Annotated in this window: 20 protein-coding genes; 11 read left to right on the forward strand and 9 right to left on the reverse strand. The window is 70.3% G+C overall.

Annotated features, from left to right (window positions below; all coding sequences use genetic code 11):
- Positions 1-220 precede the first annotated feature (220 nt).
- Complete coding sequence (locus OG788_RS15910) at positions 221-994, reverse strand: hypothetical protein (RefSeq protein WP_406371498.1); 774 nt, start codon at positions 992-994, stop codon at positions 221-223.
- A gap of 252 nt (positions 995-1246) precedes the next feature.
- Between OG788_RS15910 and OG788_RS15915 the strand changes: the two genes are divergently transcribed.
- From OG788_RS15915 to OG788_RS15965, 11 genes are all read left to right on the forward strand, one after another.
- A complete protein-coding gene (locus OG788_RS15915; protein ID WP_351538871.1) occupies positions 1247-2404 on the forward strand; it encodes a mandelate racemase/muconate lactonizing enzyme family protein in 1158 nt (385 codons plus the stop codon).
- Positions 2401-3405: a zinc-binding dehydrogenase gene (locus OG788_RS15920; protein WP_406371501.1), complete on the forward strand. Its 1005-nt coding sequence runs from the start codon at positions 2401-2403 to the stop codon at positions 3403-3405. Before OG788_RS15915 ends, OG788_RS15920 begins: the two co-directional genes overlap by 4 nt.
- A gap of 121 nt (positions 3406-3526) precedes the next feature.
- Positions 3527-4495, forward strand: a complete 969-nt coding sequence (locus OG788_RS15925; RefSeq protein ID WP_356754223.1) for a hypothetical protein — start codon at positions 3527-3529, stop codon at positions 4493-4495.
- Positions 4496-4634: 139 nt separating this feature from the next.
- Complete coding sequence (gene chvE / locus OG788_RS15930) at positions 4635-5747, forward strand: multiple monosaccharide ABC transporter substrate-binding protein (protein ID WP_351538884.1); 1113 nt, start codon at positions 4635-4637, stop codon at positions 5745-5747.
- A 32-nt stretch (positions 5748-5779) separates the two neighbouring features.
- Entirely contained in the window at positions 5780-7330 is a 1551-nt protein-coding gene (gene mmsA / locus OG788_RS15935; protein WP_406371503.1) for a multiple monosaccharide ABC transporter ATP-binding protein, read from the forward strand.
- A complete protein-coding gene (gene mmsB, locus OG788_RS15940) occupies positions 7327-8571 on the forward strand; it encodes a multiple monosaccharide ABC transporter permease (protein WP_406371505.1) in 1245 nt (414 codons plus the stop codon). Before mmsA ends, mmsB begins: the two co-directional genes overlap by 4 nt.
- 55 nt (positions 8572-8626) lie before the next feature.
- A complete protein-coding gene (locus OG788_RS15945; protein ID WP_406371506.1) occupies positions 8627-9772 on the forward strand; it encodes an aldose epimerase family protein in 1146 nt (381 codons plus the stop codon).
- A 181-nt stretch (positions 9773-9953) separates the two neighbouring features.
- Entirely contained in the window at positions 9954-11630 is a 1677-nt protein-coding gene (locus OG788_RS15950) for a pyridoxal phosphate-dependent aminotransferase (RefSeq protein ID WP_406371508.1), read from the forward strand.
- A 421-nt stretch (positions 11631-12051) separates the two neighbouring features.
- Entirely contained in the window at positions 12052-13320 is a 1269-nt protein-coding gene (locus tag OG788_RS15955; RefSeq protein ID WP_406376765.1) for an extracellular solute-binding protein, read from the forward strand.
- 127 nt (positions 13321-13447) lie between these two features.
- On the forward strand, positions 13448-14200 hold the full coding sequence (locus OG788_RS15960) for an intradiol ring-cleavage dioxygenase (RefSeq protein ID WP_406371509.1): 753 nt from the start codon (positions 13448-13450) through the stop codon (positions 14198-14200).
- A 269-nt stretch (positions 14201-14469) separates the two neighbouring features.
- Positions 14470-17463, forward strand: a complete 2994-nt coding sequence (locus OG788_RS15965; protein ID WP_406371511.1) for a beta-galactosidase — start codon at positions 14470-14472, stop codon at positions 17461-17463.
- Between the two features lie 7 nt (positions 17464-17470).
- On the opposite strand, the gene OG788_RS15970 is transcribed toward OG788_RS15965, so the two are convergent.
- The 8 genes from OG788_RS15970 to OG788_RS16005 form a co-directional block, all read right to left on the reverse strand.
- Positions 17471-18973, reverse strand: coding sequence for an alpha-N-arabinofuranosidase (locus tag OG788_RS15970; protein WP_406371513.1), 1503 nt, complete (start codon positions 18971-18973; stop codon positions 17471-17473).
- Between the two features lie 129 nt (positions 18974-19102).
- Positions 19103-20071, reverse strand: a complete 969-nt coding sequence (locus tag OG788_RS15975; protein WP_406371514.1) for an arabinan endo-1,5-alpha-L-arabinosidase — start codon at positions 20069-20071, stop codon at positions 19103-19105.
- A gap of 19 nt (positions 20072-20090) precedes the next feature.
- Positions 20091-20954: a carbohydrate ABC transporter permease gene (locus OG788_RS15980; RefSeq protein ID WP_351538910.1), complete on the reverse strand. Its 864-nt coding sequence runs from the start codon at positions 20952-20954 to the stop codon at positions 20091-20093.
- The gene (locus OG788_RS15985; protein ID WP_406371516.1) at positions 20951-21892 is read right to left on the reverse strand and encodes a carbohydrate ABC transporter permease; all 942 of its coding nucleotides are present in this window, start codon (positions 21890-21892) and stop codon (positions 20951-20953) included. The genes OG788_RS15980 and OG788_RS15985 overlap by 4 nt, the downstream gene beginning before the upstream one ends.
- Positions 21889-23247: an extracellular solute-binding protein gene (locus tag OG788_RS15990; protein WP_406371518.1), complete on the reverse strand. Its 1359-nt coding sequence runs from the start codon at positions 23245-23247 to the stop codon at positions 21889-21891. Before OG788_RS15990 ends, OG788_RS15985 begins: the two co-directional genes overlap by 4 nt.
- 158 nt (positions 23248-23405) lie before the next feature.
- Positions 23406-24254: an SMP-30/gluconolactonase/LRE family protein gene (locus OG788_RS15995; protein WP_406371519.1), complete on the reverse strand. Its 849-nt coding sequence runs from the start codon at positions 24252-24254 to the stop codon at positions 23406-23408.
- Positions 24251-25024, reverse strand: a complete 774-nt coding sequence (locus OG788_RS16000) for an IclR family transcriptional regulator (RefSeq protein ID WP_406371521.1) — start codon at positions 25022-25024, stop codon at positions 24251-24253. Before OG788_RS16000 ends, OG788_RS15995 begins: the two co-directional genes overlap by 4 nt.
- Before the next feature lie 197 nt (positions 25025-25221).
- The gene (locus OG788_RS16005; RefSeq protein ID WP_351539091.1) at positions 25222-26403 is read right to left on the reverse strand and encodes a helix-turn-helix domain-containing protein; all 1182 of its coding nucleotides are present in this window, start codon (positions 26401-26403) and stop codon (positions 25222-25224) included.
- Positions 26404-26579 lie beyond the last annotated feature (176 nt).

The raw sequence follows: 26579 nt of genomic DNA on the forward strand, positions 1-26579 counted from the left end.
CAGCGGCTCGCGGGCGCGGGGTGGTGGCTCACGGGCGGTCACGGGGCGCTCGATGCCCGTCGGGGTTCGGGTGTTGGCCGCGGTCCATCGATGCCCGCAGGACGGAATCGCCGTGGATGTCCCGGAACGCGGACCGTCGCGCGACCGGCTCAAGAGCCCGGCGTCGCGCCGCCGTTGCCGTGCCGGGGCCGGCGCGGGCCCCGGCGTACGACGGCGGGCGTCAGCTGCACCACCACAGGAAGCGGTTGCACGTCTCCGACGGCGAGGGGTCCGATCCGGGGCCCGAGGTCGCCGGTGCCGCCGTGGCGGGTGCCGACGTCCGGGGTGGCGAAGAGACCGCCGGGGCCGAGGTGAAGCGGCCCGGGAGCGTACCCGCGGTCGGCGACTGCTCGCCGTCGGCACTCTTCTCGCTCGTCGCCGAGGCGGACACGGAGGGGGACGCGGAGGCGGAACCGGAGGCCGACGCCGACGCGTCGGGCGTACCGGCCGAGGCGCTGGCGCGGCCGGACGGGGCCTTCTTCGCGTGGGAGGTCGCAGCCGCCGAGGCGGAACCGTCCGGCGACTCGCCTCCGGCCGCGGTGGGGCCGGGGCCCAACCCGGGTGCGTCGACGCCGAGTTCGGCGAGACTCAGACCGGCGGCCGCGAGGACGAAGCCCACCGCGACGAACAGGGTGCGGCGACGGCGCCGGCGGTGCGCGGCGGCCTTGCGGTCGCGCCGGCTGGTACCGGCCGGAGCGGCCGGGCCCTGCGGGCCGCTCGGGCTCCCGGCGTCCCGGCCGCGGCTGCGGCCGCGCCGGCGGGCGGGGGCCCGTCCGGAGCGCTCCTCGTCGTCGTCCTCGGCATCGTCGTGCCCGCCGTCGTACGCGTCGGCGCCCGCCTCGGGGCGCGCGTCGGTGTCCTCCGCATCCGCGTCGAGTTCTTCGACCGGAGTGCCGCACCCAGGACAGGCGAGGGCGCCGTTGAGGTGCCTGCGGCACACGTGGCAGTAGTCCATGACGCGGGAAGACTAAGTTCGCCATGGGTAACGTTCCTAGGCGCAGTTGTGAATGTTCTGTGCGGAATCCCAGGTTCCGGTACGGCAGATGGAGACACCCCCGAACATTCCCCGCCATCCTGCGCCCATCTCATCGAAACCGTTATGTGCCCGACCCATTGACACTCGCGGGGCCGCGTCCTTACTGTCACGCCAGCATTTCGAACGTGTGACGAAATTTCGAACAAAGCTCAAGCACAGGGGGCATCTGCCGTGCGCATCACGGGAATCACCACACACGTGGTCGGGACACCCTGGAGGAACCTGACCTACGTCCAGGTGCACACCGACGAGGGCATCACCGGAGTCGGCGAGACCCGCATGCTGGGCCACACCGACGCGCTGCTCGGCTATCTGCACGAGGCGCAGGCCAACCATATTCTCGGCTCGGACCCGTTCGCCGTCGAGGACCTGGTCCGCCGGATGAAGTACGGCGACTACGGGCGTGCCGGCGAGATCGTGATGTCCGGCATCGCGGTCATCGAGATGGCGTGCTGGGACATCAAGGGCAAGGCGCTCGGGGTGCCGGTCTGGCAGCTTCTCGGCGGCAAGGTGACCGACAAGGTCAAGGCCTACGCCAACGGCTGGTACACCACCGAACGGACGCCGGAGGCCTACCACAAGGCCGCGCAGGAGGTCGTCGCGCGGGGCTACAAGGCCCTCAAGATCGACCCCTTCGGCACCGGCCACTTCGAGCTCGACCACGAGGCCACCCTCTACTCGGTGTCGCTCATCGAGGCGGTGCGCGACGCGATCGGGCCCGACACCGAGCTGATGCTGGAGATGCACGGCCGCTTCTCGCCGTCCACCGCCGTCCGGCTCGCCCACGAACTCGCGCCCTTCAAGCCCGCATGGCTGGAGGAGCCGGTGCCGCCGGAGAACCTCAAGGCGCTGGAGAAGGTGGCCGCCAAGGTCGACATCCCGGTGGCCACGGGTGAGCGGATCCACGACCGCATCGAGTTCCGCGAGCTCTTCGAGAGCCAGGCGGTCGACATCATCCAGCCCGACGTCGGCCACATCGGCGGCATCTGGGAGACCCGGAAGCTCGCGGCCACCGCCGAGGCCCACTACGTCCTGGTCGCGCCGCACAACGTCGGCGGCCCGGTCCTGACCGCCGCTTCCCTCCAGGTCGGCTTCACCTCGCCGAACTTCAAGATCCTGGAGCACTTCAACGACTTCGCGGACGCGGAGATCAAGAAGGTGGTGAAGGGCGCCCCGCAGGTCGTCGACGGCTACTTCCAGCTGTCCCACGAGCCCGGTCTCGGCGTCGAGCTGGACGTCGACGCGGCGGCCGAGTTCCCGCAGCAGCAGGCGCGGTTCGACCTGTGGGCCGACGGCTGGGAGCAGCGCAAGCCCAAGGGGGCACAGTGAGCACCGCGGTCGTCGTCGAGGGGCCGGGCGAGCACCGGCTGACCGCGCACGAACCGCGGCGGCCGGCGGCGGGCGAGGCGCTCGTGCGGGTGCACGCGGTCGGCATCTGCGGCAGCGACCGCGAGGTCTACCAGGGCAACCGGCCCGAGGGGTACGTCCGCTACCCCCTCACCCCGGGTCACGAGTGGTCCGGCACCGTCGAGGAGGTCGGCGCCGGTGTCCCCGGGACGCTGGTCGGCCGCAAGGTCGTCGGTGAGGGCTTCCGCAACTGCCAGGTCTGCGACCGTTGCCACGCGGGCGAGACAACGTTGTGCACGGCCGGGTACGAGGAGACGGGCTTCACCCAGCCGGGCGCGATGGCGAGCACGCTGACGCTCCCCGCGCGACTGCTCCACGTCCTGCCCGACGACGCCGACCTGACCGCCGCCGCCCTGCTCGAACCGGCCGCCTGCATCGCGGCCGCCGCGCTCAAGGCGAACGCGCGGCCCGGTGAGCGCGTGGCCGTGGTGGGCACCGGAACGCTCGGAATGTTCGCCGTGCAGTTCCTGAGGGCGGGTTCCCCGGCCGAGCTGCTCGTGGTGGGCACCCGCCCGGACCGGGCCACGCTGTCGAAGGACTTCGGCGCCACCGACTTCCGTACCAGGGACCAGGAACTGCCCGACGACTTCGACGTCGTCATCGAGACCGCCGGTTCCGCGTCCGCCGCGCGCACCGCCGCCTCCCTGCTGCGGCGCGGCGGACGCCTGGTCCTCACCGGAATCCCGGCGCCGGGTGCCGAGGGGCTCGACCCGACCGATCTCGTCGTACGGCAGCTGGAGGTGCACACCGTGTTCGGGGCTCCGCCGGAGGCCTGGGCGCACACGGTGCGGGTATTCGGCGCCGGCCTGCTGAACCCGTCGCCGCTGGTGACGCACGAGCTGCCGCTCGCCTCCTTCCCGGAGGCCATCGAGCTGGTGGGGTCCGGCGATCCCAAGGTCGGAAAGGTCCTGCTGAAGCCGTGACCGCCACCCGAGCCGTACGCCGGTACGGGGATCCCTGACGGCTCCGTACCGGCGTACTCCGGGCCCCCGCACACCCATTGCCGCGAACCTTGCCCGAAATATCGAACATGAAGGACAGCTCGTGACCGACGCCTCCCCTACGGCAGCCCGTCGACCCGGTGAGCAGGCACTCGCCGCGCTCGGCCTGGGCGCGCCCGCCCTCTCCCCCGCCGACGCCTCGCCGCACACCTTCCCCGGAGGCGGTCGCTGGCGCACCGAGGTTCCCTCCGTGGAGGGGCCCGAGGCGCTCGCCGTGGTCCTCAAGGAGTCCTCGCGGCTCGACGTGCCGATCCACCGGATCAGCCAGGGCAGCGGTGTCTGGATGCTGACCGACGCCGAGATCACCGAGATGGTCGAGGCCACCGATGAACGCGACATCGAGCTCTGCCTGTTCACCGGCCCGCGCGGCACCTGGGACATCGGCGCCTCGGTCCGTACCGACTCGCGCGGCGGCGGGCTGCGCGCCCGCGGCCACGACGCGGTGGCCGGCTGTGTCGAGGACGCCGTCCGGGCGACGGAGCTGGGCGTCAAGTGCCTGCTCGTCGCGGACGAGGGCGTGCTGTGGACGCTCCACCGGGCACGGGTCGCCGGGATCATCCCGGCCGACACCACCCTCAAGGTCTCGGCGCTGATCGGTCCGGTCAACCCGGCCTCGTACGCCGTGTACGAGAACCTCGGCGCCGACTCGGTGAACGTGCCGAGCGATCTGACGCTCGATCACCTCACCGAGATACGGCGGGTCTCCGCCGCCCCCATGGACATGTACATCGAGGCCCCCGACGATCTCGGCGGGTACGTGCGGATGTACGAGGTCGCCGAGCTGATCAGGCGCGGCGCACCGCTCTATCTGAAGTTCGGGCTGTCCAAGACCCCCGGGCTGTACCCGTACGGACACCATCTGCGGGACCTGACCCTGAGCACGGCCCGGGAGAGGGTGCGGCGCGGCCGGCTCGCCCTGGACCTCCTCGCACGGCACGGAGCGGACGGCGACATGGCGCCGCTCGGCAGCCGCCTGCCCGGCGCGCTCACACGGTTCGACACTCCCTCATAACGTTCGCACAAACCCCCTTCACACAAGCCGACACAGTCGCGCACAATCCAACACACCTTCTCGGCCTTCCTCTCCACCCTCCCGGAGCGTTCGAGTTCCGCGAGACCGAGCCCGGTCCAAGACATCAAGGATGATGATCATGCGTAACCGCAGAGCCGCACTCACCGCCATAGCCGGAGCAGCCTCCCTCGCCCTCACCCTGACCGCCTGCGGCCAGAACGGCGACGGCGGCAGCAAGGACAAGTCGGGAGACACCAAGGGCGCCACGATCGGCATCTCGATGCCGACGAAGTCCTCCGAGCGCTGGATCGGCGACGGCAACAACGTGGTCAAGGACCTTGAGGCCAAGGGCTACAAGACCAAGCTGGCCTTCGGTGAGGACGACCCGGACCAGCAGGTCTCGCAGATCGAGAACATGATCACGCAGGGTGTGAAGGCCCTGATCATCGCGGCCATCGACAACAAGTCGATGAACAACGTGCTCCAGCAGGCCGCCGACGCGAACATCCCGGTCATCTCCTACGACCGCCTGATCCTCGGCACCAAGAACGTCGACTACTACGCGTCCTTCGACAACTCGAAGGTCGGCGAGCTCCAGGGCAACTACATCCTGCAGAAGCTCGGTCTCGCGGACGGCTCCAAGAAGGGCCCGTTCAACGTCGAGCTCTTCGCCGGCTCGAACGACGACAACAACACGAAGTACTTCTTCGGCGGCGCGATGAAGGTCCTCCAGCCGTACATCGACAAGAAGCAGCTCGTCGTCAAGTCCGGCCAGACCGCGCTGAACCAGGTCACCACCCTGCGCTGGGACGGCGGCACCGCCCAGAAGCGCATGGACGACATCCTGACCTCGTCGTACAAGAGCGCCCGGGTCGACGCGGTGCTCTCGCCCTACGACGGCATCTCCATCGGCATCCTGTCCGCGCTGAAGTCGGACGACTACGGCTCCAAGAGCAAGCCGCTTCCGGTCGTCACCGGCCAGGACGCCGAGCTCGCCTCGGTGAAGTCGATCATCGCGGACGAGCAGACGATGACCGTCTACAAGGACACCCGCCAGCTCGCGAAGGTCGCCGGGAACATGGTCGACGCGGCCCTCAAGGGCAAGAAGCCCGAGCTCAACGACACCAAGACCTACGACAACGGCACCAAGGTGATCCCCGCCTACCTGCTGCAGCCGGTCAGCGTCGACAAGAGCAACTACGAGAAGGAGCTCGTCGCCACGGGCTACTACAAGGACAGCGACCTCAAGTAACCGCCACCTCCTAGTGATTGGAAGGCACGACCATGGCGGGACCCGTCCTGGAAATGCGCTCGATCGTCAAGACCTTTCCCGGCGTCAAGGCGCTGTCGGACGTCACTCTGACCGTCCGACAGGGCGAGGTCCACGCCATCTGCGGTGAGAACGGCGCCGGCAAGTCGACCCTCATGAAGGTCCTCTCCGGCGTTCACCCGAGCGGCAGTTACGAGGGGGACATCCTCTTCGAGGGGGAGGTCTGCTCCTTCAAGGACATCAGGGCCAGTGAGCACCACGGCATCGTGATCATCCACCAGGAACTGGCCCTGGTGCCCTATCTCTCCATCGCGGAGAACATCTTCCTCGGCAACGAGCACGCCACGCGCGGGCTCATCAGCTGGACCGACACGCTGCGGCACGCCTCCGAGCTGCTGCGGCGGGTCGGACTCGACGAGAACCCGCAGACCCGCGTCGCCGACATCGGCGTGGGCAAGCAGCAGCTCGTCGAGATCGCGAAGGCGCTGTCCAAGAAGGTGAAGCTGCTCATCCTGGATGAGCCGACAGCCGCCCTGAACGACGAGGACAGCGGCAAACTCCTCGATCTCATCCTGGAGTTGAAGGCTCAGGGCATCACCTCGATCATCATCTCCCACAAGCTGAACGAGATCGAGCGGGTCGCCGACTCGGTGACGATCCTGCGCGACGGGCGGACGATCGAGACGCTCGACGTGAAGGCCCCGGAGACCACCGAGGACCGGATCATCAGCGGCATGGTCGGCCGCGACCTCGAGCACCGCTTCCCGGAGCGGACACCGCACGAGCCGGAGGCGGGCGCCGCGCCCGCCCTGGAGATCCGCGACTGGACCGTGTTCCACCCGATCGACCAGCAGCGCAAGGTGGTCGACGATGTGTCGATCTCCGTGCGGCGCGGCGAGATCGTCGGCATCGCCGGACTCATGGGCGCCGGCCGCACCGAACTGGCGATGAGCGTCTTCGGGCGCTCCTACGGCCGGTACGCGAGCGGCACGGTGGTCAGGGACGGCAAGGAGATCCGTACCAAGTCCGTGTCCGAAGCGGTCAAGCACGGGATCGCGTACGTCACCGAGGACCGTAAGCACTACGGCCTCAACCTCATCGACACCATCAACCGCAACATCACGCTCAGCGCCCTGAACAAGGTCGCGAAGCGTGGTGTGGTCGACGAGCACGAGGAGCGGCAGGTCTCCGAGGGCTTCCGCACCTCCATGAACATCAAGGCGCCGACCGTCTTCGAGCCGGTGGGCAAGCTGTCCGGCGGCAATCAGCAGAAGGTCGTCCTCAGCAAGTGGATCTTCGCGGGGCCCGAAGTGCTGATCCTCGACGAGCCGACCCGCGGGATCGACGTCGGCGCCAAGTTCGAGATCTACACGGTCATCGACAAGCTGGCGGCCGAGGGCAAGGCGGTCGTCTTCATCTCCTCCGAGCTGCCGGAGCTGCTCGGTATGTGCGACCGCATCTACACGATGGCCGCGGGACGGCTGACGGGTGAGTTCTCGCGGGCGGAGGCCTCGCAGGAAACGCTGATGCGCCAGATGACGAAGGACAAAGAGGTAACCCGATGAGCACGGATGTGACCGCCAAGACGCCGGCCCCGGCGCCGGCCGGCAAGAGCGGCTCGGACACGGGAGAGAGCCTGATCCAGCTGATGCTGGACGGCATGCGCCGCAACATGCGGCAGTACGGCATGCTGTTCGCCCTCGGCCTGATCGTGGTCCTGTTCGCCGTGTGGACCAACGGTGACCTGCTGCTGCCGCGCAACGTCTCCAACCTGGTGCTGCAGAACAGCTACATCCTGATCCTCGCGATCGGCATGATGCTCGTCATCATCGCCGGGCACATCGACCTCTCGGTCGGCTCGCTGACGGCGTTCGTGGGCGCGGTGGGAGCCGTGCTGATGGTCAACCACGACATCCCGTGGCCCATAGCCGTGGTGCTGTGCCTGGCCATGGGCGCGATGGCGGGTGCGGCGCAGGGCTTCCTCATCGCGTATGCCGGCATACCGTCGTTCATCGTGACCCTGGCGGGCATGCTGACCTTCCGCGGTCTGACGGAGATCTTCCTCGAGGGCCAGACGATCGGCCCGTTCCCCGAGGGCCTGCAGAAGGTCGCCAACAGCTTCCTGCCCGAGGTGGGACCCACCACCAACTACCACAACCTCACGCTGCTGCTCGGCATCGGCCTGGTCGCGTTCGTGGTGTTCCAGGAGGTCCGCGACCGCAAGCGGCAGCAGGAGTTCTCGCTCGAGGTCCTGCCGAAGAACCTCTTCCTGCTCAAGCTCGTCGCGCTGGTCGCCGCCGTGCTCACCGTCACCATGCTGCTCGCCAGCTACAAGGGTGCTCCGGTGGTCCTGCTGATCCTCGGCGTCCTGGTCGCCGGCTTCGGCTACCTGATGCGCAACGCGGTCATCGGCCGGCACATCTACGCGATCGGCGGCAACCTTCCGGCGGCCAAGCTGTCGGGTGTGAAGGACAAGAAGGTCACCTTCCTGGTCTTCCTCAACATGGGCATGCTCGCCGCGCTCGCGGGCCTGGTCTTCGCGGCCCGCTTCAACGCGGCCTCGCCGAAGGCGGGTCTGAACTTCGAACTCGAAGCCATCGCGGCCTCGTTCATCGGCGGTGCGTCGATGAGTGGCGGCGTGGGCACGGTCCTCGGCGCGATCATCGGTGGTCTCGTCCTGGGCGTGCTGAACAACGGAATGAACCTCGTCGGCATCGGCAGCGACTGGCAGCAGGTCATCAAGGGTCTCGTCCTGCTGGCAGCGGTCGGGTTCGACGTGTGGAACAAGCGCAAGGTCGGTTCGTAAGTCAGCCGGGGCCCCGCCAGAAGGCGGGGCCCCTCCATTGGGCAGGAGCCGCAAAATGGAAACGAGCAGACGTACGGTCATAGCAGCGGCGGCGGCAGCGGGAATCACCGCCGCCACCATCGGCACGGCGCACGCCTCGGGCGGCAGGAAGCCCGAGAAGGAACTCTTCGGAAAGCTCGCCGACGGGACGAAGGTCCACCGGTGGTCCCTGGAGAACGGCGGGACGCGGCTCAAGGTCCTGTCGTACGGCGGAATCGTCCAGTCCCTGGAGATCCCCGACCGGCACGGCAGGTACAAGAACGTCTCGCTGGGCTTCGACACCATCGAGGACTACGTCGCCGACAGCCCGTACTTCGGCGCCCTGATCGGCCGGTACGGCAACCGTATCGCCAAGGGGCAGTTCACCCTGGACGGCAAGAGCCACCAGCTCTCCGTCAACGACGGCGTCAACAGCCTGCACGGCGGCACGAAGGGCTTCGACAAGCACGTCTGGGACGTGGAGGGTTTCACGTCCGGCTCCGACGTCGGACTCGTCCTGCACTACACGAGCATCGACGGCGAGATGGGCTACCCCGGCACGCTCAGGGCGAAGGTCACCTACACCCTGACCAGGCACGGCGACTGGCGCGTCGACTACGAGGCCACCACCGACAAGGCCACCGTCGTCAACCTCACCAGCCACGTCTACTGGAACCTCGCCGGTGAGGGCAGCGGCTCGATCTACGACCACGAGCTGCAGATCGCGGCAGCCCGTTACACCCCCGTCGACTCGGGCCTGATCCCCACCGGGGAACTGGCGAAGGTCGCCGGCACCCCCTTCGACTTCCGCCGCACGAAGACCGTGGGCCGGGACATCCGGGTGGCCCACCAGCAGCTCCTGTACGGCAAGGGCATCGACCACAACTGGGCCCTCGACAAGGGCATCACGGCGAAGCCCCAGCAGGTCGCGACGCTCCGCGACCCCTCCTCCGGGCGCACCCTGAAGATCGCGACGACCGAGCCGGGCCTGCAGTTCTACTCGGGCAACTTCCTGGACGGCACCCTGGTCGGCACCGGCGGTCACATCTACCGCCAGGGCGACGCCCTCTGCCTGGAGACCCAGCACTTCCCGGACTCCCCGAACCATCCGTCGTTCCCTTCGACGGTGCTGCGGCCCGGACAGACGTACCGGACCAGCACGGTGCACTCGTTCGGTGCGTGATCGGAGGGATTCGGTGCGTGACCGGACTTCACAGCCGGTTCACAAAGTCCGCACGATTTCACAGCGGTTGAACAGCGCCACATCCGTATCCGTATGAGAGGGCGGCCCGTGCTCCCCCGCACGGGCCACCCAAAGACGGAGGGCCCGTCCTCCCCAGCGGGCCCGCCCATACGGAGGTTCCATGGCCGGCAATGTCACCTCGCTCTTTCGCGGCACCGCGGCGCACAGCCCGTCGATGGCCGCACTGACGCGGGAGGGCGACGGAGCCGGGCCCGTGGATTTCTGTATTCCGTGCAACCCGTACTTCCCCACCCCCGCGATGTTCGACGATCTCGCGAGCCGGCTGCGCGAGATCATCACCTACTACCCGAGCAGCGCCGACACGATCACCAGTGAGCTGTGCTCGCTGCTCCAGCTTCCGCCGCAGTGCGTCGCGATGGGCAACGGTTCCACCGAACTGATCACATGGATCGATCACCTGCTGGTCCGTGAGTCCCTCGCGATACCCGTCCCCACGTTCGGCCGCTGGACCGACCAGCCGATGGAGACCGGCAAGCGGGTCGACATGTTCCCGCTCCAGGAGTCCACCGGCTTCGCGCTCGACCTCGCCGCGTACGCCAAGTTCATCCGCGCCCGCGGCACCAAGGTCGCCGTCATCTGCAACCCGAACAACCCCGACGGCGGCTTCCTGCCGCGCCAGTCCGTCATCCAGTTCATGGACGCGATGGCCGACCTGGATCTGGTCATCATCGACGAGTCGTTCCTGGAGTTCGCCGACGCCGAGTCCGAGCCGAGCGTGGTCGAGGACGCGGTGATGCGGCCCAACGTCATCGTGCTGCGCAGCCTCGGCAAGAACTTCGGCCTGCACGGCATCCGCTTCGGTTATCTCGTCGCCAACCCCGCCCTGGCCGGCAAGGTCCGCTCGATGCTGCCGAAGTGGAACCTCAACTCCTTCGCGGAGACCGTGGTGTTCATGCTCAAGAACCACGGCGCCGAATACATGGAGAGCCTGCACATGGTCCGCCGTGACCGGCTCGACATGGCCCGCCAGCTCTCCGCGCTGCCCGGCCTGACGATCTACCCCTCGCAGGGAAACTTCCTGTTCGTACGCCTCCCCGTCGGCGCCGAAGGCACCGTGGTCCGGGACCGGCTGCTCACCGAGCACCGCATCCTGGTCCGCGAGTGCGGCAACAAGGTCGGTTCGTCCAGCCGCTTCCTGAGACTCGTGGTGCGCCCCCAGACGGATGTGCGTCGCCTGGTGTCCGGCCTGGAGCAGGTGCTCTACGGGTCCAGGAGGGGAACCGCCGTACCCGAGCTGAGCCAAGGGACCGGCTACAGCTCGGGTACGGCGGCGGTGGACCGGCTCGTCGGCGCGACCAACGGAGCGGGTATGCAGGGACTGGCCGCCCAGGCCAACGCCTGGCCCGGTCAGCCCGCGCAGGTCCAGCCCGCACCCGCCCCGCAGCCCCTGCCCGCCGGTCAGCCCGCCGCGGCCGCGTACCCCGCTCAGCAGCCCGTGGCGGCCGCGAGCTACTCGGCCCCGCAGCAGCCCGCGGCGGCCCCTGGCTACCCCGCTCCTCCGCAGCCCACCGCCTGGCCCGCCGCGGCCCAGGGCCCGGGTGCGATGCCGGCGCAGATGCCCCCGGCGGCCATGCCCGCCCCGGCCCAGTCGGCGGGTCTCCAGCCGGCCGCCCAGACGGGGATGCCCGGCATGGCCGGCGCCGCCTCCCTGGGCGCTCAGGGCGGCCTGACGGCGGCCCAGGTCAGGGGCAGGACCCAGCCGGAGCCACCGCCGCAACCCCAGTCGGACGGCGGCTGGGGAGCCGTGGGCGCGATGCTGTACAACCAGGCCGGTTAGCAGGCCACCACATCAGCGGGCGGACACCCGACGACCGGCCACGGGCCGGCCGCCGGGAACCACCCGTGTCCGACGGCATGGGCGGGGCGACAACGAACCCGCGCCCCGTGCCGGAGGAATCCACGTGTCCGGCGCCGCACGGGCCGGGCGCACGGCGCCACGGACACCGGCACCGGCACCGGCACCGGCACCGGACACGACGTCGGACGGCCGGCGGAATCGAGGCGCGGACGCGTCCGCGGTACACGCGTCCCCGCCTCCCCGCCGCCCCGCCCTCCGTCACAGCCCGGTGATGTCGCGCCGGCGCCGACACACCGCCGGAACCAAAACGCAACCGTCGCGGCCCTGTGCGCGGCCCGCCGCCCGGCCTACGATCGACGCTCTTCGTCTACGCGCGTCGAAAATGGCTGGAACAGGGGTGATGGCCGTGCGTCGCAGTGCTCGGATCGTGATGGCGGTGATCGCCGCGCTCGGGCTCACGGCGGGCGTGGGCGGCTGCGGCGCGGGGTCGGGGACGAAGGACGCGAAGACCACCACCCTGACCGTCGTCGCGACCAACTACGGCGACAGCGTCCACAAGAACTCGCAGGGCTACTGGGACCGGGTCGGGCTCGCCTTCCAGGCCGCCCACCCGGGCGTGCGGGTGGTGACGACGGTCTACCCGGCCGACACCGTCGACGCGAAGGTCGCCGCGCTGGTGAAGCGGGGCAAGGCGCCCGACGTCGTACAGACCGGCAGCTTCGCCGAGTACGCGGCCGCCGGGCAGCTGTACTCCGCCGAGGAGCTGCTCTCGATCCCCGTCCAGGCCGGGTTCGTACGGAGCCTCGCCCAGGCGGGCGAGGTGGCGGGCACCCAGTACGGGCTGCCGTTCACCGCGAGCACCCGGCTGCTCTACTACAACAAGAAGCTGTTCCGGCAGGCCGGCATCGAACCGCCGACGACCTGGCAGGAACTCCTGGTCGACGCGCGGGTGCTGAAGGCCCAGGGCGTGAAGTACCCGATCGCGCTCCCGCTGGGGCCCGAGGAGGCGGAGGCCGAGACCCTGGGGTGGCTGCTGGCCGGAGAGGGCGGCTACACCAACGGCAGCGGCAGTTACGACCTCGCCTCCGAGGCCAACGTCTCGACCCTCACCTGGCTCAGGTCGAACCTCGTCGAGCCGGGGCTCACGGGCCCGGTCGCGCCCGGCAGGCTCAACCGCGCGGCGGCACTGACCGCCTTCATCGACGGCGAGGCCGCCATGGTGAACGCCCCGCTCTCCCTGATGCGCCAGATCGAGGACTCCTCGACGCACGTGTCCTACGGCACCGTCGCCCTGCCGAGCAGGACCGGCAAGACCGTGCCGACCATGGGCACGGCCGACTGGATCACCGCCTTCAAGCAGGGCGGCCACCGCGAACTGACGGGCGCGTTCCTCGACTTCCTGTACGGCGACAAGTACGTCGGGGAGCAGGCCGCCGAGTACCAGCTGCTCCCGGTCACCGAGTCGGTGAGCTCCCGCATGCGCGCCGAAGGCCGTCACCGCAAGCTCTGGAACGGCCTCGACGCCCTGGGCAACATGAGCCTGTATCCGCTCTCCGAGACGAGCTGGTCGCGGGTGTCGGCCGCGATCCGGTCGAAGATCGGCGCGTCCGTCGCACCCGGCGGCGACCCGCGGGCGGTCCTGACGTCGATCGCGAAGACGGCACGCTGAGCCGAGGACGACCGCGCAACCTGTCCAACAAGGAACTTGACGAGCTGTCACTTTGCGGAACTGACAGCCCATGGACAGCATCCGCTCCTACGGTGCCGTGTCCATGACAGATTCCCCCTCGAAAGACATGTCAGAGGCGCCTGTCGGGCGCCGCACCGTACTGATCGCCACGGGCGCCACGGCCGCGGCACTGGCCGTGGGCGCCGTGGCGCCCGCCGCCCCCGGCACCGACGCGGCGGACGCGGCCCCCGTCGCGGCGGCGGCCGTCTGCACCCTCACCAAGGAGATGACCGAAGGCCCCTACTACCTCGACGGACAGCTCGTCCGCGCCGACGTCACCGAAGGCAAGGCGGGCGCCCCGCTCAAGCTGGCGCTCACCGTCGTCGACGACGACACCTGCGCGCCGATCGCCGGCGCCCTCGTGGAGATCTGGCACTGCGACGCACTGGGCGAGTACTCCGGCTTCGTCGGCAACAACGGCCACAGCGAACCCGACGACGGCACCTTCCTGCGCGGTGGCGTCCTGACGAACGCGTCCGGCGTCGCGAACATCACCTCGATCTACCCCGGCTGGTACCGCGGCCGCTGCGTGCACATCCACGTCAAGGTGCACACCGGCGTCACCCTCACCTCCGACGGCTCCTTCACCGGCGGCAGGGAACTCCACACCGGACAGCTCTTCTTCAACGAGACGATCACCGCGGCGATGGCCAAGGTGTCCCCGTACTCCACCAACAAGGTCGCCCGCACCACCCTCGCCCAGGACTCCATCTACGACGACGGAGGCGCCTCCTCCGGCCTCCTCACCCTGACGGCCCTCGGCAGCACCGCCTCCGCCGGATACACCGGCACCCTGACCCTCGGCGTCGAGTCGAGCTGACCCGCCCCTTCCCCCCACGGAGGCCGGGGGCGGCCCGCGACCGCGCGGGCCGCCCCCGGCCGCGACCGGTGCCTGCCGCACCGCCGCGCCGCGATCTCCGGCGCCGCCCGCACCACGCGTACCGCCCATCCGCGTAATCCGCCCGCGTCGAGCACCTCATATGACCATCGAATGACCCGACCCTGTGGACAATGGCCGCACCTTCCCCCGGGCTCTCGGACTCGGTCCGAGCAGGGGGAATCCCCATCGCCGTCCCCGGGAGGACCCGCATGGTGTTGAGCAGACGTACCTTCAGCGCACTCGCCGGCACCACCGCGCTCGGCCTCTCGCTGAGCGGCAGCGGGGGCATCGAGGCGTGCGCGGCCGGAAGGGCGCCCCTCGCACCCACCGGGCCCGCGCCCGCACCGCCCACCGCCGACGGCCGAGCGCACACCGTGGGCTTCGACCGCTACTCGATGCTGATCGACGGCAGGCGCCTGGTGATCTGGTCCGGGGAGATCCACCCCTTCCGGCTGCCGAGCCCGTCCCTGTGGCGGGACGTCCTGCAGAAACTGCGCGCCCACGGCTACAACGCGATCAGCATCTACGTCGCCTGGAACTACCACTCCCCCGCCCCCGGGCAGTTCGACTTCACCGGGGTCCGCGACCTCGACCTCTTCCTGCGGACCGCCGCCGAGACCGGGCTGTACGTCATCCTGCGCCCCGGCCCGTACATCAACGCCGAGGTCGACGCGGGCGGCTTCCCCGGCTGGCTGACCGTCACCCGGGGGACGGCCCGCACCTCCGACCCGACGTATCTGCGGCACGTCGACGCGTGGCTGACCGCCGTCGACCGCATCGCCGCCCGCCACCTCTACACCGACGGCGGCGGCACGATCGTCCTCTACCAAGTGGAGAACGAGTACGACAACCATGTGACCGAGGCCGCGGGCCGCGACTACATGGCGCACCTCTACGCCAAGGTGCGGGCGGACGGCATCGACGTGCCGCTCTTCCACAACGACAAGGGCAGGAACGGCCACTGGGCCCCCGGCACCTTCGACACCGGCGGCGAGCGGGGACGTTACCTCTACGGATTCGACGGCTACCCCTCCCCCTTCAAGACGCCGCCGGACTGGGGCCACTTCGGCACCGGCGGTACGAAGGGCGGCTCGACCGCCAGCCCGGACACCCCGGGCTTCATCCCCGAGTTCGGGGGCGGCTGGTTCGATCCATGGGGCGGGGCCGAGTTCGACGGCAAGGGGTACGCGGAGTCCCGCCGCACCCGGGACGCGGCCTACGAGCGGCGCTTCTACCTCACCAACCTCGCCAACGGCATCACGGTCCACAACGTCTACATGACCTTCGGCGGCACGTCCTGGGGCTGGCTCCCCGCGCCGATCGTCTACACCTCGTACGACTACGGGGCCGCCTTCGACGAGGCCCGGCAGCCGACCGAGAAGCTCGTCCCGATGCACCAGATCGGCCAGCTGCTGCACTCGGTGCCCGACCTGGCGAAGCTGGACCGCGCCGAGGCGATCCCCGGCGACGACACGGGTGCCGACCTCGGCATCAAGGCGTACCACCTGGTCAACCCGGACACGAACGCGCACTTCCATGTGCTGCGCAACGACTCGTCCATGGAGGCCGTCGCCTCCGTCCCGCTCGCGGGGACGACCGTCGCCGTGCCGGTGCCCGGCCTCGACGCCCGCCTGCTCGCCGCCGGCATCGCCCTCGGGCGGCGCACGCTCCGGTACTCCACCGCCCAGCCGATGCTGTGGCTGACCGCCGGACGCCAGGACATCGCGGTGTTCACGGGCCGGAAGGGCGAGTCGACGCACAGCTGCCTGGAGTCCGCGAGCGAGCCGACGGTCACCGTGCTGGAGGGGGACGCCGGGCACACCTACCGGGACGGAGTCCTGCGGATCGACGCCCGGCTCGGCGGCATCACCCGGGTCCTGGTGGAGGGCGGCGGCATCGCCGCTCCCCTCCTGCTGCTGCTCGCCGACGACGAGAGCTCCCGTCTGCTGTGGCGGTACGACACCCCGTCGGGTCCGGTACTGGTGCGCGGCCCGGCGCTGCTGCGCACGGCCGCCCTGCGCGGCACGACCGTCCATCTCACCGGGGACACGGTGCGGGCGGCGGACCTGGAGGTGTGGGGGCCGCGCGGAATGAGCGAACTCGTCTGGAACCACGGCACACTGAGGGTCCGTGCCACCTCCTCCGGGAGTCTGCGGGCCGAGCAGCCGCTGGCCGGTGTGCCGCAGGTGCGGCTGCCCGCCCTGACCAACTGGCGCCGGGCCGAGGGCAATCCCGAGTCGGCCGCCGATCACGACGACAGGGCGTGGCGGGTCGCGAACAAGAAGTCCTCGTACAGCGTCACGCCCGTGCCCGCCGGTCAGCCCGTGCTGTTCGCCGACGACTACGGCTTCCACTACGGCGACGTCTGGTACCGGGGACACTTCACGGACGCGGGCGACGCCGAGTCGGTGTCCCTCTCCTATGTCGCGGGCGCCCAGGGGCTGTTGATGGCCTGGCTGGACGGCGAGCCGCTGGGCACGCACCGGATGCCGGTGCCGGACAAGAAGACCGTGCGGCAGGGGACCTGGGCGGCCACCGCCGAATTCCCCGTCCGGCCGCGGGCCGGGCAGCCCCACGTGCTGTCCGTCCTGGTCCGGCGTATGCAGCACGACCAGGACGGCAAGGCGAACGACGCGCACAAGGTGGCCCGGGGGCTGACGGCCGTCACCTTCGCCGGGGCCGCTCCCGCGGTCGACTGGCGCATCCAGGGCGCGGCTGCCCCCGATCCGGTGCGGGGACCGCTCAACACCGGAGGTCTGCACGGGGAGCGGCACGGCTGGCATCTGCCGGGGTTCGCGGACGGCGGCTGGAAGGTGGCCGACCTCCCGCGCGCCGAGCGGCGGCAGGGGGTCACCTGGTACCGCACCGGCTTCCGGCTCGCCGTCGACAGCGGCGTGGACGCCTCGATCGGCCTCACCCTGACCGACGACCCGGCCCGCGCCTATCGCGTCCAGATCTTCCTGAACGGCTGGAACATGGGCCAGTACATCAACGACGTAGGGCCCCAGCACACGTTCGTCCTCCCGAATGGGGTGCTGCGCACACGGGGGCCCAACACACTGGCCCTCGCCGTGCTGTCCGACGGGACCACACCCGCCGGCCCCGGCCGGGTGGAACTCACGCTGCTGGGGAGCGCGGCCGGAGGAGTACCGGTGACCCCGGTGGACTCCCCCGGCCCGACGACCGCGCAGGGCAGGTCCTAGACCCGCCCTAGACCAGCCGGATCACGTTCCAGGACAGCGGCTCCAGGACGGCGTTCAGCGTGCCGTCCCGGAGCGTGGTCCCCTGGACCGGATGCGGGGTGACCCGCTCCTGGTCGTGCAGGGTGTTGGTGGCGTCCGGGTCGGCGTCGGCGAGCGCGCTGTGCTCGACCACCGTCGTCAACCCCATCCGGTTCAGGGCGACTTCGAGCGGCAGCGGTTCGGTCTGGCTGCGGTTGACGGCGAAGACGGTGACCGAGCCGTCCTCGGCGCGCACCGCGGTGGCGTGCAGCAGGTCCGCCTCGCCGTATTTGCGGGTGGTGTGCGTCGGTGAGTCCACCCGGACGTCGAGGACCTGCCCGCGCCCGTGCGCCGAGGCCTGCGCGAACGGATAGAACGTCGTCTGCCGCCAGGCCGGGCCGCCCGGTTCGGTCATGATCGGCGCGATGACGTTGACGAGCTGGGCGAGGCAGGCGACGGTCACCCGGTCCGCGTGCCGCAGCAGCGCGATGAGCAGCGAGCCGAACACGACCGCGTCCGTGACGGTGTAGACGTCCTCCAGCAGGCGCGGGGCCTCCTGCCAGTCCTCGACCGGGTGCGGGTTGGGCCGGTTCTGGTACCAGACGTTCCACTCGTCGAAGGAGAGGTTGATCCTCTTCGCCGACTTCAGGCGGGCGCCCACGTGGTCGCAGGTGGCCACCACGTTCTCGATGAACGACTCGGTGTCGACGGCGGAGGCGAGGAAGGAGTCCCGGTCGCCGTCGGTCTCCTCGTAGTAGGCGTGCAGGGAGACGTGGTCGACGAGGTCGTACGTCTCCTCCAGGACCGTGGACTCCCAGGCGGCGAAGGTCGGCATGCCCTGTCCGGAGGAGCCGCACGCGACGAGTTCGAGGTCCGGGTCCATCTGCCGCATCGCACGGGCGGTCTCGGCGGCGAGCCGGCCGTACTCCTCGGCGGTCTTGTGGCCGGTCTGCCAGGGGCCGTCCATCTCGTTGCCGAGGCACCACAGCCTGATGCCGAACGGGTCCTTGTCGCCGTGCGCGATCCGCAGGTCGGAACGGGCCGTCCCGGAGGGGTGGTTGGCGTACTCCTGGAGTTCCAGCGCTTCGGCGACCCCTCGCGTGCCGAGGTTGACCGCCATCATCGGCTCGGCCTGCGGGCCGATCTTCTTCAGGAAGTCGATGTACTCGCCGAGCCCGAAGCGGTTGGACTCGGTGGAACGCCAGGCGAGGTCCAGCCGGCGGGGCCGCTCCTCCGCGGGACCCACCGAGTCCTCCCAGTTGTAGCCGGAGACGAAGTTGCCGCCGGGGTATCGGACGGCGGTGACACCGAGCTCACGGACCAGCTCCAGCACGTCCGTGCGCAGGCCTTCGGCGTCCGCGGCCGGGTGGTCGGGTTCGAAGATGCCGGTGTAGACGCAGCGGCCGAGATGCTCGACGAAGGAACCGAAGAGACGGGGGTTGACCTCACCGATGGTGAAGGCGGGGTCGAGGGCGAAGCGGGCGGTGCGCATGGTGTCCTTTCGGGGGCGCCTTGGGTGGGGGGCTTGTGTCGGGTGGCTTGTGTTCCGTGGGCGGTGCGGGTCTGTCGCGGCCGGGCCCGCCCTCGCCAAGGAGCCGCGGACCGGTGCGGGCCCGCGCGCCTATCCGGCGACCGGCCAGCCGTTCTTCGTCCAGCTCAGCCTGTTCAGGCCCAGCTTGGGGGTGCCCGAGTCGTCGGCGTCGTAGTAGTGGTAGGCGATCCAGTCCTCGCCCCCGACGCGGAAGACCGACTCGCCGCCGGGGCCGATGTACCGGCCGTGGGAGGCAAGGAACAGGTCTCCACCGCCCGCCGTCATCGGCGTGCCCGTGCTGTCGGCGTACGGGCCGGTCACCGATGCCGACCTGCCGACCCGGATCTTGTACGTGGAGTTCACGCCCGCGCAGCACGCGTCGTACGAGGCGAAGAGGTAGTAGTAGCGGCCGTGCCGGACCACGTACGGACCCTCGACGGCGTACGGGGCGTCCGGGCGGGCCGCCAGGTGGTGGACGGGGGCGCCGGTCCTGGCCTTTCCGGTCCCGGGGTCCAGTTCGACCATGCGGATGCCCGTCCAGTACGAGCCGAACGTCATCCACAGTCCGCCGTCGGCGGCGGTCACCGCCGGGTCGATGGCGTTCCAGGTGTCGGTGGTGTCCGAGCTGAAGACCTTGCCGTGGTCGGTCCAGGTGCCGGGCAGACCGCTCGGGGAGGTGGCGACGCCGATCGCGGAGTGGTTGGTGCCCCAGGAGGAGACCGCGTAGTAGAGCCAGTAGCGGCCGGCGCGGTAGGAGATGTCCGGGGCCCAGGGGTCGCCGGTGGAGTTGTACTCGTACCACCAACTCGGCGGTGCGGCGAAGGCGTTGCCCGCGTCGTCCCACTGGACGCGGTCCCGGGAGAGGCGGGCGCCGATCACACCGCCGGTCGAATAGGCCACGTATCCACCGGACTTGAGCTGGATGACCGTCGGGTCATGGATGATCTGCTGTCCGGTGACGGGCTGCGGGTCGGGGTAGCCGACGTCGGCCTGTGCGGTGGTCGGCAGCAGGGCGACGACGGCCGCGGTGAGCAGCGCGGCGGTTCTGCGTCCGGTCAACTGGGGGCTCCTCGTCCGGTCACTGGCCGGCCAGACCGGTGTGGGCGACGCCCCGCACGATCTGGCTCTGGAAGAAGACGAACACGACGATCAGCGGGAGGCCCGCGATCAGGCCGCCCGCCATGAGCTGCGGCCAGATGATGCCGAAGGAGTTCTGCACGGTGGCGATGCCGTTCGGCATGGTCATCAGGTCGGGGTTGTTGGTCACCATGTACGGCCACAGGAAGTTGTTCCAGGAGGCGATGAAGGTGAAGATCCCGACCGCGGAGAGGGACGGCTTGGAGAGCGGGAGGACGATGGTGAAGAAGATCCGCCAGCGGCCCGCGCCGTCGATGAACGCGGCCTCCTCCAGTTCGCGGGGCAGCGACTGGAAGAACTTGTAGAGGATGTAGACCATGGCCGCCGGGGCGCACTGCGGGAGGATCATCCCCCAGTAGGTGTCGACCATGCCGAGCGACTGCACGGTCGCGAAGAGGGGGACGCCGAGGATGGCCGGGGAGAACATCAGGCCCGCCATCGTCAGGGCCATCAGGGCGGACTTGCCGCGGAACTCGGTGCGGGCGAAGCCGTATCCGGCGAGGGCGGCGACGAGCAGCACGACGAAGGTGACGCATACCGACACCACCAGGGAGTTCACGAACCAGTTGGGGATGTTGCCGGCTTCGACGACGCTCTTCCAGGACTCCGCCGTGAGGTGCTGCGGGATCCAGTGCGGGGAGGTCACGGACTCGGTGGGGGTCTTCAGCGAGGTGGACAGGGCCCAGGCGAGCGGCGCCATCCACACCAGTGACAGGGCGGCGGCGACCAGCGTCAGCGCGATCTGTCCCGGTGTCCAGGAGCTGCGGGCCTTGCGCGGTACGGGAGTCGGGTCGGCGGTGGTCATCGGGCGTCCTCCTCGCGGAGCCGCAGCAGCCACATCCGCCCGAGGGCGACGGCCGCGATGATGAGGAACAGGATGAAGGAGATCGCGGAGGCGTAGCCGACGCGGTAGCTGGTGAAGCCCTGTTCGAGGGTGTACTGGACGAAGGTGCGGGTGGATTCCTCGGGCCCCGGGCCGAACTGGTACATGACGACGGCCTGGTCGAAGACCTGGAGCGAGGCGAGGACCTGGAGGGCGATCACCAGGCCGGTGATGGTGCGCAGGTTCGGCACGGTGATGTGCAGCATCCGCTGGAAGGCATGGGCCCCGTCCAGTTCGGCGGCCTCGTAGAGGTGGTGCGGGATGTTCTGGAGCGCGGCCAGGTAGAGCAGGAAGGAGAAGCCGACCGTCCACCACAGGGTCGCGACGACGACCGCGATCATGGCGGTGGACCTCTGGGTGAGCCAGGGGGTGTCGATGCCCAGGACATGGTTGACCATGCCGTTGGTGGGCTGGAACAGCCACCACCACAGATTGCCGACCACGGCCGACGGGAGCAGGAACGGGGCGAAGAAGCACAGCCTCCACAGCCACTTGAGGTGGGCGATGTGGTGGGCGATCAGGGCCATGAGCAGGGCCACGACGACGATGCAGGGGACGACGTAGAGCGTGAACTGGACGCTGTGCCACAGCGAGTTCCACACCAGGTGGTCCCGGAACGCCTCGCGGTAGTTGTCGAGGCCGATGAAGCGGGTGTGGTCGCCGGAGATGTTCGCGTCGGTGAGGCTGAGGTAGAGGCCGCGGACGACGGGGACGACGACGAACAGCCCGTACAGCACGAAGAACGGGGCGACGAACCAGCCGCCGTGCTGGAACCGTCGGCCCCAGCGCAGGCGGGCGGACTCCGTCGCGGTGGCCGCGCGGGGCCGCAGGCCGGTGGCGGGGGCGAGGGTGGTGGTCATGCCGCGGTTCCCTTCAGCTCCTGGGCGGCGGTCCGGCCGTCCATCGGATTCCGCATGGCGAGCAGTTCCTCCAGGACGGACTTCATCCGGCGGGCGGCAGCGGCCGGTTTCGCGGAGCCGACGTTGGAGGAGGCGACGACCGGGCCGATCCGCTTGGCGAGCGTGCCGGTGGAGCCGGCGAACCAGATGCGCGGTTCGGTGGCCGGGTGCTCCATGGCCGGGCGGGAGTACTCGCTCTGCGGGGTCAGCTTCAGATAGTCCGGGTCCTGGAAGGTCGGCAGATAGGCGGGGACATGGCCGCCGCCCGCCCAGGCCGTGGCGTTCTTGACCATGTAGGCGGCCAGCAGATGCGCGCCCTCGTTGGCGGCGCCGCCGCGGTCCGCCTGGTGCGGCAGGACGAAGGAGTGCGACTCGGCGTGCGTGGCCGGGGTGCCGAAGACCGGGGGCAGCGGCTGGGCCCCGTAGCCGACCTTCTCGCCGCTGAAGTACGGCACCGACCAGTTCCCCTCCCACACGAACGGCGATCCGGCGAGGAACGCCTCGGCGTCGGTCTGGCCGACGATCGTGTAGCCGTCGGCGACGTGCTGGTGGAGGAACTCGAGGACCTGGGTGGCCTTGTCGGTGTCGAAGGTGACGCCGGTGCGGTCGTCGTCGAAGTAGCCGCCGCCGAGCTGCTGGTAGAAGGCGACGAAGAACCACCAGGAGAAGTTCTGGTCGAAGGCGTGCAGGCCGAGGGTCTGCTGTCCGTCCTTGAGCTGCTTCTTCGCCTCCTTGAGGAGGGCGAACCACTCGCCGGTGGAGTTCGCGGTCGGCAGCCGCCCGTCCGCGTCGAGCAGGCCGGCCTTCCGGCAGACGTCGGTGCGGTAGAAGCTCAGCTGGACATGGATGTCGAGGGGCAGGGCGTAGAGCTTGCCGTCGACGATGCCGCGCTTCCAGAGCACGGGGTTGAAGTCGGCTTCCCGGACGCCGTACTTGGCGAGCAGGTCCATGTCCCAGGGGTCCAGGAGCCGTCCTGGCGCGAAGCCGGGCACGCGGCCCTGGTGCATGACGCTCAGGTCCGGCGCGCGGTTGCCGGCGGCGGCCATCGCGAGCTTCGTGTAGTACGGGTCGCCCCAGGTGAGGGTGGAGTCCTTGACCGCGACGCCGGGATGCTCCTTCCGGAAGGCGTCCACCATCGCGACCATGTTGGCTCCGTCGCCCCCGGTGAAGAGGTTCCAGTACCGCACCCGTGTGCTCGCGCCGGAGGCGAGCGCGTCCGCGCCGGTGCCGAGCGCGGCGAAACCGAGGCTGCCCGCGACCGTCAACCCGCCCACGGCGGAGAGGAGTTGCCTGCGGCTCAGGCCAGGTCGTCCCATACCTTGCCCCCACCGTTCGAGACTGTTCGAGATTTCGACTGTCGATCGCAACTTCGAACGGGACCGTAGATAGGAAGCGCTTACTAGTCAATGGTTTGCGCAAAAAATCGAACGTCCCCGCCCGGTGATACAACCGGGCGGGGACGTTCGAACGTCGGCTATCCGGCGAACGCCGGCTGCGGCAGACCCTTGCCCGCGCCCGGGACGACGAGCAGGGAGCCGGACATCGGGTGCGGTGCCTCGAGGCCCGTACGAGCGGTGGTGATGTAGAGGTCGGTGAGGTCTGCGCCGCCGAACGCGCACGAGGTCGGGCGGCGGACCGGCAGCTCCAGGACCCGGTCCAGGACGCCGTCCGGCGTGTAACGGCGGACCGCTCCGCCGTCCCACAGGGCCACCCAGACACAGCCGTCGGCGTCCACGGTCAGACCGTCGGGGAAACCGTCCTCCACGGTCGCGAACGGGCGCCTGCCGACGGGGAGCCGGTCGTCGCCCATGTCGAACACGTCGATACGGCGGGTCGGCGAGTCGACGTAGTAGACACGGCGGCCGTCGGGGCTCCAGCCCGTGCCGTTGCTCACGGCGACGTCGTCGAGGATCGGGCCGACCGTGCCGTCGGGGTCGATCCGCGACAGCGTGCCCCCGCCCGGCGCCTCGTCGTAGCGCATGGTGCCGCACCACAGCGAGCCGTCGGGGGCGACGGCCGCGTCGTTGGCCCGGCGGCCGGGCACGGGCTCCCGGTGCAGCCAGCGGAAACCTCCGGACCCCGCAGGACCGTAGAGGCCCACGCCGTCGCGGAGGTTGACCACCAGGCCGCCGCCCGCACGGGGCTTGGCGGCGCCCACGTGCTGCTCGGTGGCCAGCACCGTGCGGCGGCCGGAGGCGGGGTCGTAGGCGTGGACCCGGGAGCCGAGGACGTCGACCCAGATGAGCCGCCGCGCGACGGCGTCCCAGGTCGGGCCCTCGCCGAGGGCCGCGTGCGCGCGGACCGCGACCTCGACGGCCGTCATCCCACGCTCCGGTGACCGAGCCGCTCGGACAGTTCCGCCGCACCCTTCACCGCGAGCTGCTCCAGCTCGACGCGGCGCTCCTCGCTCCAGCGGATCATCGGTACGGAGATGGAGAGCGCGGCGACGACGTGTCCCGCGCGGTCGCGCACCGGGGCGGCGACACAGCTGACGTCCGGGTTGGACTCACGGCTCTCCACCGCGACCCCGCGACGGCGGATCTCGGCGAGGGCCTCGCGCAGGGCGCCCGGCTCGGTGATGCTGTTGGGGGTCATCGCGACGAGGTCGGCGTCGTCGGGGACCCGTGAGGTCAGCTCCGGCTCGGACAGGGAGGCGAGGAGCATCTTGCCGACCGAGGTGCAGTGCGCGGGAAGACGGCGGCCGGCGGCCGAGACCATCCGCACGGCGTGCGTGGAGTCGACCTTCGCGATGTAGATGACGTCGGTGCCCTCGAGGATCGCCACGTGCACGGTCTCGTCGCAGGTCTCGGCGACGGAGCGGGCGACCTGCTGACCCTCGGCCGCGAGGTCGAGCTGCTCGGCGTAGCGGCTGCCGAGCTGGTACGGGCGCACGCCGAGCCGGTAGCGTCCCGGCTGGCCGGGCACCTGCACGATGTACGAGCGGGCGGCGAGGGTGGTCACCAGTTCGTGCACGGTCGTGCGCGGCAGCTGGAGCCTGCGCACGATGTCGGGGGCGGAGAGAGTCCCGTCCCCGTCGAGAAAGAGCTCCAGTATGTCCAGAGCTCGGGTCACGGCAGGTACGAGGCGTCCCACAACCGGCCCCTCCCTAATGTTCGAAATTTCAACAGACGATCGGGATGACGAACACAGGCTAGTCATACTGAGCTTGGCCGGGCAATGGTTTGAGGCAGGGTCCCGGTCCGGAGAGCCCGTGGCGAGCCCCGCACGGGGCCCCGCACCGGCGGCGGACGGACGGGACCAGCCGTGGCCACCCGCGGCCGGCGGCCCGGTCAGCGGCGGGGGTGGGGGTCTCCCAGTTCGCCCCGCAGGCGTTGCGCGCGCAGCACCAGCTCCAGCTCGAACCGCCGGTCGGGGTCGTCGATCTCGTCGCCCCACAGCTCCCTGATCTGCCGAAGGCGGTAACGGACGGTCTGCGGATGGACACCGAGCCGGGCCGCGACCTCGGGGGCGCCGCCCCGGGTCTCCAGCCACGCCAGCAGCGTCTCCGCAAGCCTGCGGCCATGAGTGGGCCCGCAGTGGGCAAGCGGTTCCAGACAGCGCAGGGCGAGATCGTCGATCAGCTCCTCGGGCTGGAGCAGGACCAGCGCCTCGGTGTGCTCCGTGCAGAGCAGGACCTCGCCGGCGGGGAGCAGCCCCCGCTCCATGAGGCGTACGGCGGCATCCGCCCAGCGCAGCGACTTGGCGGCGTCGGCCAGCGGGACCGGCGGTCCGATCGCCCCGGCCCAGCCGGTCAGCGCCCGGTGCAGCAGCTCGGGGCGGCCCGCGGAGTCCGGCTCGGGCACGACCATGCGCGGCTGCTCGTACTCCATGTCGAGCAGCACGCTCGGTCCGACGGCGGGCGCGACGGCTTCCCTCGCCGGGCGCAGCAGCACGCCGACGGCCAGCCGGCCGGGCAGCGGCCAGCCGATCCGGGCGGCCCGTTCGACGAGCGCCTCGGCGAGGTCGCCCCGGGTGTGGTCCTCGGAGAGCAGGAGCTCCATCAGGCGCCGCTGGAGCCGCAGCCGTTCCCCGGCCTGCCGGGCGGCCGCCTCGGCGTAGCCGCGCACGGACTGGTCGACGAGACCGTCCAGGTACTCGTATCCCGCGTCGACGAGCTCGTACATCGCCGGGGGCGGGATGTCGACGCGCTGCCCGATCTCCGCGAACCGCCGCCAGGCGAGTCTGACCCCCAGCCGGTAGATCGCCTGGAGCGAGTCGAGGGTGCGGCCGTGCATGCCCTCGCCCCGGCCGAATTCCTGGAAGACCTCGGGGTGGACGCGCGGGCGGCCCTCCGCCGTCTCCAGGTGCTGCACGAAGACCTCGATGGCGCGGCGTATGCCGACCAGGGCCATGGGCTCGCCGGAGTCGTCGAGGACGAGGGGCAGGTGCGGGTACTCGCGGCGGATCTCGCGCAGGATCTCCTCGGCGAGCACCGGCGCCTCGGCCATGGCGATCGTCGCGAACTGGCGCACCTTGAGACGGGGAACGTCGTGCCAGGCCGAGCGCGTGGCGGCTGCCGGGCGGCTCTGCGCCGTCCGGTCCGCACCCCGGGCGTCGCCGTCGTCGCCGCCGCCGGGAGGGCGACCGCGTCCGGGTCCCGCCGCGCCGGGGTCTCCGCGCCCCCTCGGGATCTCTGCCCCGCCCGGCC

Source organism: Streptomyces sp. NBC_00647, assembly GCF_045207245.1.
In the GTDB taxonomy this organism is placed as follows: domain Bacteria; phylum Actinomycetota; class Actinomycetes; order Streptomycetales; family Streptomycetaceae; genus Streptomyces.

Bases quoted from the DNA above. Each gene is read 5' to 3' on its own strand.
- OG788_RS15910 (WP_406371498.1), bottom strand. From the start codon at position 994: ATGGACTACTGCCACGTGTGCCGCAGGCACCTCAACGGCGCCCTCGCC.
- chvE (WP_351538884.1), top strand. From the start codon at position 4,635: ATGCGTAACCGCAGAGCCGCACTCACCGCCATAGCCGGAGCAGCCTCC.
- mmsA (WP_406371503.1), top strand. From the start codon at position 5,780: ATGGCGGGACCCGTCCTGGAAATGCGCTCGATCGTCAAGACCTTTCCC.
- mmsB (WP_406371505.1), top strand. From the start codon at position 7,327: ATGAGCACGGATGTGACCGCCAAGACGCCGGCCCCGGCGCCGGCCGGC.
- OG788_RS15945 (WP_406371506.1), top strand. From the start codon at position 8,627: ATGGAAACGAGCAGACGTACGGTCATAGCAGCGGCGGCGGCAGCGGGA.
- OG788_RS15950 (WP_406371508.1), top strand. From the start codon at position 9,954: ATGGCCGGCAATGTCACCTCGCTCTTTCGCGGCACCGCGGCGCACAGC.
- OG788_RS15955 (WP_406376765.1), top strand. From the start codon at position 12,052: ATGGCCGTGCGTCGCAGTGCTCGGATCGTGATGGCGGTGATCGCCGCG.
- OG788_RS15960 (WP_406371509.1), top strand. From the start codon at position 13,448: ATGTCAGAGGCGCCTGTCGGGCGCCGCACCGTACTGATCGCCACGGGC.
- OG788_RS15965 (WP_406371511.1), top strand. From the start codon at position 14,470: ATGGTGTTGAGCAGACGTACCTTCAGCGCACTCGCCGGCACCACCGCG.
- OG788_RS15970 (WP_406371513.1), bottom strand. From the start codon at position 18,973: ATGCGCACCGCCCGCTTCGCCCTCGACCCCGCCTTCACCATCGGTGAG.
- OG788_RS15980 (WP_351538910.1), bottom strand. From the start codon at position 20,954: ATGACCACCGCCGACCCGACTCCCGTACCGCGCAAGGCCCGCAGCTCC.
- OG788_RS15985 (WP_406371516.1), bottom strand. From the start codon at position 21,892: ATGACCACCACCCTCGCCCCCGCCACCGGCCTGCGGCCCCGCGCGGCC.
- OG788_RS15990 (WP_406371518.1), bottom strand. From the start codon at position 23,247: ATGGGACGACCTGGCCTGAGCCGCAGGCAACTCCTCTCCGCCGTGGGC.
- OG788_RS15995 (WP_406371519.1), bottom strand. From the start codon at position 24,254: ATGACGGCCGTCGAGGTCGCGGTCCGCGCGCACGCGGCCCTCGGCGAG.